Genomic DNA, 12,764 nt, shown 5'->3' with positions numbered 1-12,764 from the left:
TGGGCCACCGACGCCAGCGTCATATGGCGGTGCCAGCCGCCGAACGACCGTCCCTCGAAGTCCCGCAGCCCGACCCGACCGCCCACCGTCTCGGCGTCGTGCGCAACCCGTCCGCCCAGCTTGGTCAGGTGCAGCAGCTCGTGGGCCGGGAGCCGGGTCATGCCGGTGAGCCAGATGGCGGCCGGCGGCAGCGCGGGATCCTGCCACTCCCCCACGACGAGCAGCGGCCGCCGGTCCCGTGGCACACCGGGCGGCGCGAGGCGGCCCGTTGCCGGGTGTCCGCCCTCGGGCAGGGTCACCGGGATCGCGGCGACCAGGGAGGTGTGCCGACGCCCCGTGAGGTGGTCGGTCCACTCGACCGGGCGCCGCAGTCCCTTGACCGACTCCAGGATGTGGCGCACGCCGAGCGGCCCCGCGCCGTAGCCCGGCAGGGAGGGCTCGGCCACTTCGAGAACCGTCAGGGCGCCCACCCGGGCCACCAGCGGAACGGAGGCGGCGTCGAACCCGGTGATCAGACGACGGAAGTCGGCCCCGGCCACGTCGAAGACCACCGGCCGCGTCGGCACCTGCCAGGTCCGCATGGCCTCCAGGACGGATGCCGCCGCGCATTCCTCGCGCGTCTCGCTGATCACCTCCGCGGGAATGCCCGCACGCCGGCGCCGGGCCGGGTCCTCGGTCCAGCGGTTCGACAGAAACAGGCGCCAGTTGACGGGCGCGCTCAGCTCGTCGGACGCGAACCACACACCGTGGGCGTACTGCCCCGCCACCGGCCCGCCGGTCGCTGCGCCGGTGGGCGACTCCACGCCCACCGACCGGTCGCCCAGCTTGGGGATGGCAAGGGGCTGGACCACCCAGGCGCGCGGCGCCGCGCGCCGGTGCAGATAGTGCGCGAGCGCCTCCCGCACGGGCTTCCAGTTCCATGTGGAGGCGCTGATGAAGTGATGCATGCTCTGCTCCGCGGCGCTGCCGCCGATCAGGGTGGCGATGCTGCGCATGGACTTGCGCCCCTCGACCGTCAACAGGCCGCCCACATACTGCTCGCCCTTGGCGCGCTGGTCCCTGCGCTGCAGGGCGTGCGGCAGCACGCAGCCCATCAGCTCCGTGGCCACTGCCGCCTGGACCGGGTTCCCTCCCTGCCCGTCGGTACGTGTCGCTGGTCCGGTGGAAACAGATCCACTCACGACGTCCCCCTTCGCCTCTGTGGCTCGGTGCTTCCCGGCCGAAATCCACAGTGGTCTTCCGGACACGGCGGGGACGATGTGCCACCGGCACCCAGCTGTGTCGCCACGTGATGGGCCCTCCACCACCGCACGGCCCCACGTGCGCGGATACGGCCCGCCGCACGGACGACGGGGTGGTGGGCGGAGCACCGCCGGTCAGACCGGGACGGCGCGCACCTCGGGGCCGCCGAGGGTGCCGGCCTCGCGCAGCGCCGCGCGGCGCAGCTTTCCGGAGACCGTCATGGGCAGCCGGGAGGCGAACTCCAGCACCCGGACGGTCTTCTCCGGAGGAAGTTCGACGGCGGCGAAGTCGAACAGCGCGCGTGCGGTCTCGTCCGGGTCGAGCGTGCCGGGGGCCGGCACGACGAACGCCTTGGGCACCCACAGCCCGACGGGATCGGGCACGGGGACCACCGCGACCTGGGCCACGGCCGGATGGCGCAGCAGTACGCGTTCCAGCTCCAGCGGGGAGATGCGGTGGTCGAACGACTTGAACATGTCGTCGTCCCGGCCGGCATAGCGCAAGGATCCGTCGGCTCCCAGGGTGACCAGGTCACCGGTGTGGTACCGGCCGCCGGCGAACACCTTCGCGGTCTTGTCCACGTCGTCGAGATAGCCGGTCATCAGCCCGGCCGGCCGGTTCGTCAGATCCAGGCACAACTCCCCGGTGCCCCCGGGCGCGACGGGCCGGCCCGAGGCCGGGTCCACGACGACCACGTCATAGCCCGGCAGCGGGCGCCCCATCGTGCCCGGCTGCGGGCCGGCGCCCGGGGCGTGCCCGAGCTGCGCGGTGGTCTCGGTCTGGCCGTAGCCGTCCCGCACCGGTACGTCCCAGGCACGGGCGACCCGGTCGATCAGGGAGGCCTCCAGCGGTTCGCCGGCGCAGGTCGCCTCGCGCAGCAGCGGCGGCGGCGCGCCGAGCCCCGCGGCCAGCAGGGAGCGCCACACCGTGGGCGGGGCGCAGAAGCTGGTGATGTCACGGGTGCGCAGCACCTCCAGGATGTGGTCCGGCGTGGGCTGCGGCTCGGTCAGCGCGACGACGGTGGCCTCCGCGTTCCACGGCACGAAGAAGGAGCTCCAGGCGTGCTTGGCCCATCCCGGTGCCGAGATGTTCAGATGGGCGTCGCCCGGCGTGACCCCGTTCCAGAACATCCCGGACAGATGGCCCACGGGGTAGCTGGTGTGGGTGTGGGCCACCATCTTGGGCCGTGAGGTGGTGCCGGAGGTGAAGTACAGAAACAGCGGGTCGTCGGCCCGCGTGCGGACGTCCGGCACATACCGGCTCCGGTCCGCGGTCCACGAGTCCTCGTACGACAGCCATCCCGGCACCCGCCCGCCGGTGGCGATGCGCGTCCAGTCGCCGGGCAGCTCCGCGAACCGTTCGGTGAGGGCCGCGTCGGCGAGGACATGCCGTACCCGGGCGCGGCGCAGCCGGTCGGCGAGGTCGGCGGGGGTCGCCGTGGCGTAGGTGGGGACCACCACCGCACCCAGTTTCATCGCCGCCAGCATCGTCTCCCACAGGGGCCGGCCGTTGAACAGGGCGAGCAGCAGCCGGTCCCCGCGGCGGACGCCGATCTCCCGTAGCCAGCGGGCGACCTGGTCGGAGCGGCGGGACAGCTCCTCGAAGGAGAGGCGCTCGTCGTCCTCCGGGTGTCGGCCGACGAGATGGAGTGCGGTCTTCCGATTGCCCTCGGCGATCACATCGAACCAGTCGAAGGCCCAGTTGAAATGGGTGAGTTCGGGCCAGGCGAAGGCCGCGCGCGCTCCCTCGGGGTCGCCGTGGTGGGCGAGCAGGATGTCGCGGGCCGCCCTGAAGGTGCGGCCGGCCCGCTCGTCGTGGACGCTCATGACGGGCTCCCCGCACTCAGCGACAGGAGCTCCGTGGCGGGCGTGGCCCGCGGTATGCGCAGCATGTCGGCGGCGATCGCGTCCGCGTCCTGGCGGAACAGCGTGTTCAGACCGGGCTTGCCGCTGCCCACCTGGGTGAACCAGCGGGCGTGCTCGGTCGGGATGCCCAGGGCGTACAGGTCGTCGCGTACCGAGCCGTTGGCACCGATCACATGGAACGGCGCCGTGGTCACATGGAAACCGCCGGTGGGGTGGCGCAGGCCCGACGCCGGTTCCGTACGGAGGTATTCGCTCACCAGGCCCTCGGCGACCAGGGACCGGGTCAGCGAGGACTGGTCCCGGTGCAGGTCCGGCTGGGGGATACGGGCGTCGATCAGGGTCTGTGCGAGGCGTGCGGAGCCGGCCACCTGGGGCGAGTCGATCAGGAAGGCCCCCCGGTCCTCGTCGACGGTGAACCGTGTCGCGGGTCCGACGACCTCGACGAATCCGCCCTCGATGAGCGCGACCAGCTGTTCCACGCGCTCGGCCGGCGGACCGGCCGAGAGCAGCGCGTTGACCGGCAGGAAGTCCCGCTGGAACTCCTGCGCATGCGAGTCGGGGTGCAGCCCGCCGAAATCGACGGCCTCCCTGACCACATTGCGGATGTCGCGCAGGATGTCGAGCGCGGCCTTCAGCGGACCGTCCACATTGCCCAGCGCTGCCTGGGCCAGGTCCTCCCGCATGATCTCCAGGAGCCGGGTACGGAAGGCCCCGGGGCTGTCGAACCGGGCGTCCTTGAAGGGGCGGGCGAGCGCCTGGAGGTCCAGAGGCGGCAACGGCGCGCTACTGCCCGACGCCTCGTGGGCGGCGCGGTAGACCTGGTCGAGTTCCCTCAGCAGAAGCGGCAGGACGTCCTCGTGGAAGCGGAGCCGGTCGGTGCCCGTGGTCCGGAGGCGGCGCTCGCGCGCGGCGGCCACCGTCTCCTTGGTGAGGAACCGCGGCCGGTGTGTGTGGTCGGGGCGCTTCTGGTTGCGGCCCCGGGCCGGAATGGGCAGTCCGCTGCGCGATCCGGCGACGATCCGTGGTTCACGTCCGCCGGGTACGTAGCGGAGCCGGCCCTTGGCGTCGCGGTCGAAGGTGCCGCCGCGGCCCACGGTGAGCGAGAGCATCACGTCGTAGAAGGACAGGCCCATGCCGCGGATGCCGACGGTGCTGTCCGGCGCGATGTCCGCCACGGACAGGGGCATGTCGGCGGCGGAGTCGCCGCACAGGTAGGCGGTGCCGGGGTGCCGGTCCGCGAAGTCGAGCAGGGTCTGCTCGAAGGCGTCCGGGGCGTTCTCCGGGTGACCGGTGGCGATGAGGACCTTGTCGGCGTCGATGAGGTACGGGGAGCAGTCCAGCTCGAGGGCGTAGCCGCCTTCCGGGACCGCGACCATGGACGTGACCCGCCCCTGGGACTCGACGAGTTCGACGTGGGCCGGCAGATGGTCGACGACCGATTGGTGCACCGCGCGCAGATACTGGCCGTACCGGCGACGGGAGGCATAGTCGTCGGGCCCGAGCAGGGGCTCGCCGTGCTCCTTGGCCCGCTGTTCGATCCACTCTCCGAGGGAGGGGCCCGCGCCCGGCCGCGCGGGGCCGCCGTCGGGGACTCCGGAGTAGATGGTCACCTGGCCGACGACGGTGTTCATGGTGAACCACTCGTCCTGGTCGGTACGCCAGATGCGGCCGGCTCCCACCTCCACCGCGTCGATGACGTGGATGCGTACGGTGTGGTCGGCGAGTGCGCCGTCCGCGAGATGTACGGCGAGCCGTTCGAGCACGGACAGGCCGCGCGGTCCGGAGCCGATGACCGCAAGGGTGAGTGTCGGGCGTTTGCTGCTGTCTGCGAACACGATCGGTCAGTCCTTAGCGAGGGCGGTGGGGAGCGAAGGGAGCGGTGTTTCCGTGGGCAGCTCCTCCAACGCGGCGTCGTCATACCGCCGTTGGACGTGGCTGAGCATCTCCAGGAAGCCGTCGGCGCGCAGGCGCTGCGCTCCGGTCCCGGAGCCCACGGTCAGGGGCATCGATCCGACGGACAGCCACTGCAGGGTGCCGTCGGGGGCGATGTAGCTGCGCGAGCGCTGGGCGTTGTCGGCGTGCAGGCAGTACGGCACGTCCAAGTAGCCCTGGGCGAAGGCCCGCAGCAGGGCCTTGCCCACGTCGGCGTCGAGGTGGAGCACCGCGTCCACCAGCGCCCGCGCCTCGGCGTACACGGGGTTGTCGCCGCTCGCGGTACCGGCATCCGCGCCCAGGAGGCCGAGCGGCAGGCCGGCGGCCGCCTCCGCGGACCGGGCGGCCTCCTCCAGCGCCTGGATGTTGTCGGCCACGGTGGGGATGCGGTGCGCCTCCGCCGGGGTCTTGACGATCATCCGCTCCGTGCTGGTCACGGCGGCGAGCACCGCGCTGTCGCGCAGCAGGGACAGCGCGCCGGCCGGGGTCCGCGGGAAGACCCCCATGTAGGTGTAGAGCACGACGTGCCACTGCAGATCGCCGAGAAACTCGCCCGCCAGCCGGCGCAGGGCGCCGATCGCGTCGACGTCCTGGGCGAAGCTGGTGCCCTGGGCGTAGCTGAGCGACACACTGCGCAGGCCGTGCTGCCGGAAGAAGACTCCCTCGAGCAGCGAGATCGCGACGAGCAGGCTCGGCGGGCACAGCTGGCCGAGCATGCACCCGCCGAAGCTCTCCAGGTGTGCTCCTTCGACCTGGTCGGCGAGCATCCGGCAGCTGTCGGCCCAGGCGTCCACCGCTTGGGCCAGCGGGGTGCGGCTGTAGGGCAGGCAGTACGAGACGGGGCCGCCCTCGGTGGCGTCGAGCCCCGCGTCGAGCAGGGCCTGGACGATGCCCAGGGGCAGCGGCGAGCCGTGGCGCACCTGGATCGCGAAGCCGGTGCCCGCACCCACGGCGCCGATCATGCGGCGGGTGACCGGCGCGCCGTGGGCCACGATCGGAAAGCCGTTGAGGTCGCTGCGGTCGTCGAGGGCCTTGCGTGCGGAGGCGTGGTCGCCGACCCGGGTGTAGCTGTCGAGCGTGATGGTGCCGACGGTGGTGGCGTCGGCGGCGTGCACCGCCTGCAGGCCCGCCAGCATGCTCGGCACATCGGGAAACCCCATGCGCGGCTGGACGACCAGTCGGCCGGCCGCCGCGGCGGCGGCCACCGCGGTCCCGAAGGGCGCGGTGGCGCGCCGTCGCACCGTTGACGACGGGGCGCCGTCCGCCGGCAACGCCGTCATCGGGGATCCCCTGTGGCCGCGAGGGCAGGGCGGGCCGGCCCTGCGGATTCCAGGACGGGTCTCGCGGCCTCCTCCAGATAGCGGCGGAAGGGGGCGACACCGGCCGTGTCCTCGAAGACCGCGTCGAAACCGGCGGCGATCAGCTCCGGTCCGTACGCCCGGTTCTCCGCGCCGCGGGTGCCGAGCTTTCCGCCGATGACCACCGGCAGTTCGCTCAGGTCCGGCTCGGCGCGCAGCCGGGCGATGAGGCGGCGTCCGTCCAGATGGCCGTGGCCGTTGACGCTGCTGATCACCACCATGTCGGGGCCGGTGCGCCGGCATTCGGCGATCAGCAGGTCGTCGGGGACACAGGAGCCGATGTTGATCACCTCGTGTCCCAGCTCTTCCAGCATGAGCTGCAGGAAGACCAGGTTCCAGGTGTGGGAGTCGGAGGAGACACTGGAGACCAGGACGCGTTGACCGCCGCCTTGTCGAGCTTCGGGCAGGGCGTCGCCGGTCGGCGCGGGCGGATACATGAACCTCTCTCATTCGCTGGACCGTTGGGCAAGGGCGCTGGCCGGATGGCCTGATGACGTGCCGTAAGGACGCCGTCGGGTCAGCCGGCGGCCGCCCCCACGGGACGGATCGGGCCCTGCGGGACGCGCGCCTCGGCCGGGCGGGTCCGGATGGCGAGGACGGTGCATCCGGAGGCACTGGACATCTGGTGCCGGGTGCCGGGGCCCTCGACGACCAGGTCGCCCTTGGCGTACGACGTGCCGTCGCTGTGGTCCAGTTGACCGTCGAGCACAAGCATCAGCTCGTAGCCGAGGTGCTCGTGGAAGTCGCCGTGGGCGGCCGGCGGAAAGCGCAGCAGCAGGCCGACCGACTGCTCGCCGGTCTCGGGCTTCGGCGCCCACAGGACGTGGTGTTCCACGCCCGCGCGGCCCGGCTCCTCCCACGACGACCATGTGATGTCGTCCAGCTCGAAGCCGCTGCGGAGGACGTTCTTGATGTATTCGATCTCGGACACAGGTTATCCACCCTCTTGTCGAAGGAATGAGGCGTCGGCGGGTATGGCGTACCCGATTTCCGAATGACGGCCGGACGTTGCCGTTGCCGTTCGGAATTCGCGACGCCACCGGCCGAAAACGAATCTATGCAGACCGTCCGGGCGCAGATCACGCAGGAGTCCGATGGGGGGCAGTGGAAGAACCGATAGCGGAATGGGAACCCCCTGGGTATCCCGGGACTTTGTCGCACCGGACACACACTCCGTTGAGTTGACTAAGTCCGGGGACGGGCGGCCCGCATCGCATCGGGCGCGGCAAAATGGGTTGATGCATCAATCTGCGGGAGGGCGACGATGGAGATTGCGCTGTACCAGGTGAGAACCTTCCTGGAGGTCATGCGTACCGGCAGCCTCACAAAAGCGGGGAGGAACCTCGGTTATTCGCAGTCGACCGTGACGGCGCACATCCGCGCCCTGGAGTCCCAGGCCGGCACCGCGCTGTTCCAGCGGCTGCCGCACGGGGTGCGCCCCACGCCGGACGGTGAGATCTTCCACGACTACGCCACGCGCATCTTCGGCCTGGTCAACGAGCTGTCGGTGTCCGTGGCCGGCGGCCGCGAGATCAGCGGCCGGGTCTCCGTCGGCGCCTGTGCCCTCACCGTCGACCAGGAGTTGACCCGGCTGATCCTGGAATGCCGCTACCGCTACCCCAAGTTGGAACTCCGTCCGGTCGGAATGGATTCCGCACGGATCCCCGAGGAGATCGGTGCCGGCCACCTGGACATGGGCCTGGTGATTTCACCTCCCGATCGGAAATTCCACACCCAGGCCAGTCTCTACAGCGAGGATCTGCGCCCCGTCGAGGTGATTGCGGTGGCCGGCCGAGAACTCTCCGATTCCCTGGACAAGGACACGGATAACGCGCCCGGCAGATCCCGGGGTGACGTTCTGAGGAGGACCGCACGCATCCTGCGAGTGGATTCCGAGAGCGGTTCTTCGGAAAGGCTGCGCGAGGTCATCGGGCAACGTTACGGCGCTGACTCCGAGTTCATGTCGGTCGGTTCGGTGCGCGGCGCCCTTGAACTCATGCGCAACGGCCCCTGTATCGCGATGCTGCCGCGCGAGATGGTGGCCCGGGAAATCGAGAACGGCGAGGTGGGCATTCTGCGGGAGGTGCCGGGCGAGCGCCATGTCGTACGGATGATCTGGAACGACCAGGCCTGGCTGCCCCCGGTGCTCGCGGCCACGCTCGAACTGGCCCGCCGCGTGGCGCCTCCGGCCCCGGTGCCCTCCTGAACGGCGCCCGGCAGCCGCGGCAGACGACGAGTCCCGCACCGCTCACAGGCGGTGCGGGACTCGTGTGGCGCAGGGACCGGTCGACTCGGCGTCCGCAGGCAAGACGGCGGCGGCTACCACCAGTACGAGGGGTAGCGGGCACCGCGCCCGCTGCGGCCGGCCACCAGGCCCACGAGCACCAGAAGCCCACAGGCCAGGGCGAGCAGCGGCAGGAAGGTGACGGCAGGCGGTTCCGTCAGGACCACGATCACCGCGGTCGCCGCCGCCGGTGAGTGCGGCGTACGCGCGGCCATCATCACGCCCAGGGCAAGCCCGCCCGCCACGGCGGCCGCGGCGGCGGAGCTGCCGCCCACGGCGAGCACGACGAACCCGGTGCCGGCGGAGAGCAGTTGGCCGCCCACGACGCTGCGCGGCTGGGACAGCGGCAGCGCGGGCGCACCGAACACCAGCGCCGCGCTGGCGGCCAGCGGCGGCACGAGCATCACCTGGCCGATCAGCGAACCGACCCCCACCAGGAGCAGCAGGCCGGCCACGGCGAAGCCCGTGGCCAGGGCGATCACGAGCGCGCCCGGCCGCAGTGGCGCCCTGCTGGTCAGCCTCTTGGGCGCGGGGCTCTCGGCCCGGTCGGCTGCGGAACTCTCGGTCGTCGCGTCCGTGTTCGCGAGCGCACCATTGCTTGCGGTTGCACTGTCGGTTGCCATGCGGCCGACGCTAGAAGTCGCCCCCACCGGGCCGGAAACGACGAGGGGCCACTTCGTCATGTCGCCGCCCGGCGGCCCGGCCGGCCTGCCCCGCAGGCCGGCCGCCACCTGAGCGAACGGCCCCTCTGCGTACGGGCCATGGCCTACGATCGCCCGATGACCACAGTGCTGATCATTGGCGCAGGCGACATGGGCGAGCGGGTCGCGGACGGACTGGCCGCCGGCGGCCGGGTGCGGCGCCTGCTGGTGGCGGGCCGGTCATCGGCGGGCGATGCCGTTGCGGCGACCGTGGCCAGCGCCCGCGACTGCCTTGTCGACGCGATCCGCCTCGATGCGTCCCGGCAGGACGAGGTGGCCGAGCTGCTCACCACCACCCGCCCCGACCTGGTCGTGCACTGCGCCTCGCTGCGCAGCCCCTGGGCGATGTCCGGCCGCCTCGACCCGGCGGCCCGTGCTGTCGCCGCCGCCGGTCTCGGCCTGCGGCTGCCCTACCAACTCCCGCTCATCCTGTCCGTCATGCGGGCCGTGCGCGACGCCGGCTACACCGGGCCGGTGGCGAATCTGTCCTTCCCGGACGTGACCGGGCCGATCCTGGCCCGCCTCGGCCTGGCCCCCACCCTTGGCCTGGGAAACGCCGCCATGATGCAGCTGCGGGTACGCGCCGCGCTGCGCGCCGCACACCCGGAGCGGCCCACACCGCTGATCCGCGTGCTCGGGCATCACGCCCAGGTGTTCGACGTCATGCAGGCGCGCCGGCCCGCCGACCCGGAAGCGCGGTGCCGGGTCTATCTCGGCGAGGACGGGGAGCGGGGCGACGCGCTGGCCTACCAGGCGCCGCCGCTCGCGCCCGGACCGCGCTACAACGTCGTCACCGCGGCCGCGGTCCTCCCCGTCCTTGAGGCGCTGCTGCCCGGGGCCGGCCCGCTGCGCCACTCCACCGCGGCACCGGCGGGCCTGCCCGGCGGATACCCGGTCCGCATCGTCGACGGCTCCGTTGCCCTGGATCTGCCGCCCGGGCTCTCCGAGGCCGACGCGATCGCCTTCAACGCGCGCATGGCCGCGGGCGACGGTGTGGCGCGCATCGACGACGACGGCACCGTCCACCTCACCGCCGCCGGCCACCAGGCCGTCGCGGAGATCGCGGCGGACCTTGCCTCCCCCATCGCCATCGACGACCTCGCGGCCCGGGCGGCCCGGCTCGACGCCGTCCTCGCCTGACCCGGCGGCTCCCGCAACGCCGCAGGCAGGCACGGACCGTGCGCCGTGCGGTTGCCCTGCTCAGAGCGCATTCTCCGTCGCCCGCCGTCGCCCGCCCTCTCCCGTCATCGCCCGTCATCGCCCGCCGTCGCCCGCCGGTGACCCGGCAACTCCGGCCGCTGCCGGAGCAAGGGCGAAGAGCACGGCCGGATCACTTCGTCATGTCGACGCACAGCTGGGTCAGGTCCACGCCCTCCACGAGGTGAGGTGACACAGACCCGAGCGGCCCTTGGACGCCGCCGATCCGGCGCCGTTACACCTTTGGCATCCCCCAACGGATCGGGTTGCGACGCGGTTGCGACTCGCTGCGCAGGTGAGGAACCGCCGCAGACGGCTTCGGAAGGATCAAGCATGCTCACACAGGCGCCACCGGAGAAGGTGGCCGACCGACTCGCCGTGGACATCCGGCGAAAGGTCATCGAGATGAGCGCCTCGCCCAACGGTGTGCACATCGGCGGCAGCATGTCGATCGCCGACCTGCTCGCCGTTCTCTACGCCGAGGTGCTCCGGGACCCGGCCGGTGAGGGGCCGTCGGGCGATCGCGACTACCTGATCCTGAGCAAGGGACAGGCGTCCGCGGGGCTGTACGCGGCGCTCGCCGCGACCGGGGTGATCCCGGAGTCGGAGTGCGCGACCTACGCCGAGGAGAACAGCCGGCTGGGCGGTCACCCGATGAAGCGCCTTCCCGGCGTGGACTTCTCGACGGGTGCGCTGGGGCACGGGCTCTCGCTGGGCCTGGGCGTCGCCCTTGCCGGGCGGCGCTACGGGCACGACAGCCGGGCCTTTGTGATCCTGGGCGACGGGGAGCTGCAGGAGGGCTCGAACTGGGAAGCGGCGATGGCGGCGTCCCACCTCGGCGCCGACAACCTGACCGCGATCGTGGACCGCAACAGCTGGCAGATCAGCGGCCGGACCGAGGACACAATGTCGCTGGAGCCGCTGGCCGACAAGTGGGCCGGCTTCGGCTGGCGCGTGCTCACGATCGACGGACACGACCACGACCAGATCAGGAAGGCGCTCGACGGGCCCGTCGAGCCGGGCCGGCCGACGGTCGTCATCGCCCACACGATCAAGGCACGTGGGGTCCCCGGCCTGCACGACACCAAGAAGAGCCATTCGGCGACCCTCGACCGGGACGCGCGGCGGCTGGCCCTCGCGGTCCTGGACGGTGAGCCGGTATGAGCACCGACCTCGCTGCCCACCGCTCCGTCGCGGACGTCCTCGACCACGTCTGGCAGAACCGGTCGGCCATCCAGAGCCGCGACGCCTACGCCATGATGCTGCTCGCCCTGGGGCGGGAGAACCCGGACCTGGCGTGCCTGGCCACCGACATGGACTACGAGGACCACTTCGCGGCGGAACTGCCGCGCCAGTACGTGGACCTCGGCATCGCCGAGCAGAACATGATCAGTGTCGCCGCCGGAATGACGGTGGCCGCGCGGCCGGTGTTCGCCAACGGCATGAGCCCGTTCGCCATCGCCCGCGCCTTCGAACAGATCAAGATCGATGTGGCCGGGGCGAACCTGCCGGTCAAGATCGTGGGCACGCACGGCGGTCTCTCGTCGGGTCATTACGGCCCGACCCACCACTCGCTGGAAGACATCGGCGCGACCCGGATGCTGCCGAACATGACGGTGGTGGTGCCGGCCGACGCCTGGGAGGCCGCCCAGGCCACGGTGGCCGTGGCGCACTCGCCCGGTCCCGTGTTCCTGCGGCTGGGGCGGCAGGCCACACCGACGCTGTACGACGAGCGCACCGAGTTCGTCCTGGGCACCGCACGCGTCCTGCGCGAGCCCGGCCGGGTGCTGTTCATCGCCACCGGCCCCTACCCGAACCTGGTTGCCGCGGAGGCGGCACGAGAACTCGCCGCGCAGGGGGTGAGCGCCGGGCACCTGAACATGCACACGGTCAAGCCGCTCGACCGGGAGGCCGTCCTCGATGCGAGCGCCCGCGCCGAGGTGGTGGTGACCATCGAGGACCACCGCGCCGTGGGTGGCCTGGGCGGGGCGGTCTGCGAGGTGGTGGCCGAGGTCGGGGGCCCGCCGGTGCGGCGGATCGGAGTGCCCGACGTCCACTACGACCTGGTCGGCGGGGAGCAGTACCTGCTGGACCGCGCCGGGATCAATGCGGCCAACGCGATCGCTCAGGCGCGGGCAGTCGTGGCCTGACGCACGCCGGTTCGCCCGTCGCCGCGTCACCGCCG

10 protein-coding genes and 1 pseudogene are annotated in these 12,764 nt (G+C 72.0%); 4 read left to right on the top strand and 7 right to left on the bottom strand.

Features of this window, described 5'->3' with window-relative positions:
- Positions 1 to 356: 356 nt before the first annotated feature.
- The 6 genes and pseudogenes from AB0D04_RS29065 to AB0D04_RS29040 all read right to left on the bottom strand — a co-directional run.
- Positions 357 to 1,094: pseudogene (locus tag AB0D04_RS29065) on the bottom strand (transposase); the annotation flags it as partial.
- Between the two features lie 282 nt (positions 1,095 to 1,376).
- Positions 1,377 to 3,068, bottom strand: coding sequence for an AMP-binding protein (locus AB0D04_RS29060; protein WP_362709124.1), 1,692 nt, complete (start codon positions 3,066 to 3,068; stop codon positions 1,377 to 1,379).
- A complete protein-coding gene (locus AB0D04_RS29055; protein ID WP_362709122.1) occupies positions 3,065 to 4,942 on the bottom strand; it encodes an FAD/NAD(P)-binding protein in 1,878 nt (625 codons plus the stop codon). The genes AB0D04_RS29060 and AB0D04_RS29055 overlap by 4 nt, the downstream gene beginning before the upstream one ends.
- Before the next feature lie 6 nt (positions 4,943 to 4,948).
- Positions 4,949 to 6,319, bottom strand: a complete 1,371-nt coding sequence (locus AB0D04_RS29050; RefSeq protein ID WP_362709120.1) for a methylaspartate mutase — start codon at positions 6,317 to 6,319, stop codon at positions 4,949 to 4,951.
- Complete coding sequence (locus AB0D04_RS29045; RefSeq protein WP_362709118.1) at positions 6,316 to 6,834, bottom strand: cobalamin-dependent protein; 519 nt, start codon at positions 6,832 to 6,834, stop codon at positions 6,316 to 6,318. The genes AB0D04_RS29050 and AB0D04_RS29045 overlap by 4 nt, the downstream gene beginning before the upstream one ends.
- An 80-nt stretch (positions 6,835 to 6,914) precedes the next feature.
- Positions 6,915 to 7,328, bottom strand: coding sequence for a cupin domain-containing protein (locus AB0D04_RS29040; protein ID WP_362709116.1), 414 nt, complete (start codon positions 7,326 to 7,328; stop codon positions 6,915 to 6,917).
- A 333-nt stretch (positions 7,329 to 7,661) separates the two neighbouring features.
- Here AB0D04_RS29040 and AB0D04_RS29035 point away from each other — a divergent pair, with 333 nt between their 5' ends.
- Positions 7,662 to 8,603 (top strand): LysR family transcriptional regulator, encoded by a 942-nt coding sequence (locus AB0D04_RS29035; protein WP_362709113.1) that lies wholly within the window; start codon positions 7,662 to 7,664, stop codon positions 8,601 to 8,603.
- A gap of 113 nt (positions 8,604 to 8,716) precedes the next feature.
- Here AB0D04_RS29035 and AB0D04_RS29030 read toward each other — a convergent pair whose 3' ends face one another.
- Complete coding sequence (locus AB0D04_RS29030) at positions 8,717 to 9,304, bottom strand: HPP family protein (protein ID WP_362709111.1); 588 nt, start codon at positions 9,302 to 9,304, stop codon at positions 8,717 to 8,719.
- Between the two features lie 156 nt (positions 9,305 to 9,460).
- On the opposite strand from AB0D04_RS29030, the gene AB0D04_RS29025 reads away from it, so the two are divergent.
- The 3 genes from AB0D04_RS29025 (at position 9,461) to AB0D04_RS29015 (ending at position 12,729) form a co-directional block, all read left to right on the top strand.
- Positions 9,461 to 10,522 (top strand): saccharopine dehydrogenase NADP-binding domain-containing protein, encoded by a 1,062-nt coding sequence (locus AB0D04_RS29025; protein WP_362709109.1) that lies wholly within the window; start codon positions 9,461 to 9,463, stop codon positions 10,520 to 10,522.
- A gap of 390 nt (positions 10,523 to 10,912) precedes the next feature.
- Positions 10,913 to 11,743, top strand: a complete 831-nt coding sequence (locus AB0D04_RS29020; RefSeq protein ID WP_362709106.1) for a transketolase — start codon at positions 10,913 to 10,915, stop codon at positions 11,741 to 11,743.
- Complete coding sequence (locus tag AB0D04_RS29015) at positions 11,740 to 12,729, top strand: transketolase C-terminal domain-containing protein (protein WP_362709103.1); 990 nt, start codon at positions 11,740 to 11,742, stop codon at positions 12,727 to 12,729. The genes AB0D04_RS29020 and AB0D04_RS29015 overlap by 4 nt, the downstream gene beginning before the upstream one ends.
- Positions 12,730 to 12,764 lie beyond the last annotated feature (35 nt).

The organism is Streptomyces sp. NPDC048483 (assembly GCF_040651455.1).
Lineage (GTDB): Bacteria > Actinomycetota > Actinomycetes > Streptomycetales > Streptomycetaceae > Streptomyces.
Note: the sequence above shows the minus strand (reverse complement) of the source record. Positions and strands in the feature narration are given on the sequence as shown.

Bases quoted from the DNA above. Each gene is read 5' to 3' on its own strand.
- AB0D04_RS29060 (WP_362709124.1), bottom strand. From the start codon at position 3,068: ATGAGCGTCCACGACGAGCGGGCCGGCCGCACCTTCAGGGCGGCCCGC.
- AB0D04_RS29050 (WP_362709120.1), bottom strand. From the start codon at position 6,319: ATGACGGCGTTGCCGGCGGACGGCGCCCCGTCGTCAACGGTGCGACGG.
- AB0D04_RS29045 (WP_362709118.1), bottom strand. From the start codon at position 6,834: ATGTATCCGCCCGCGCCGACCGGCGACGCCCTGCCCGAAGCTCGACAA.
- AB0D04_RS29035 (WP_362709113.1), top strand. From the start codon at position 7,662: ATGGAGATTGCGCTGTACCAGGTGAGAACCTTCCTGGAGGTCATGCGT.
- AB0D04_RS29030 (WP_362709111.1), bottom strand. From the start codon at position 9,304: ATGGCAACCGACAGTGCAACCGCAAGCAATGGTGCGCTCGCGAACACG.
- AB0D04_RS29025 (WP_362709109.1), top strand. From the start codon at position 9,461: ATGACCACAGTGCTGATCATTGGCGCAGGCGACATGGGCGAGCGGGTC.
- AB0D04_RS29020 (WP_362709106.1), top strand. From the start codon at position 10,913: ATGCTCACACAGGCGCCACCGGAGAAGGTGGCCGACCGACTCGCCGTG.
- AB0D04_RS29015 (WP_362709103.1), top strand. From the start codon at position 11,740: ATGAGCACCGACCTCGCTGCCCACCGCTCCGTCGCGGACGTCCTCGAC.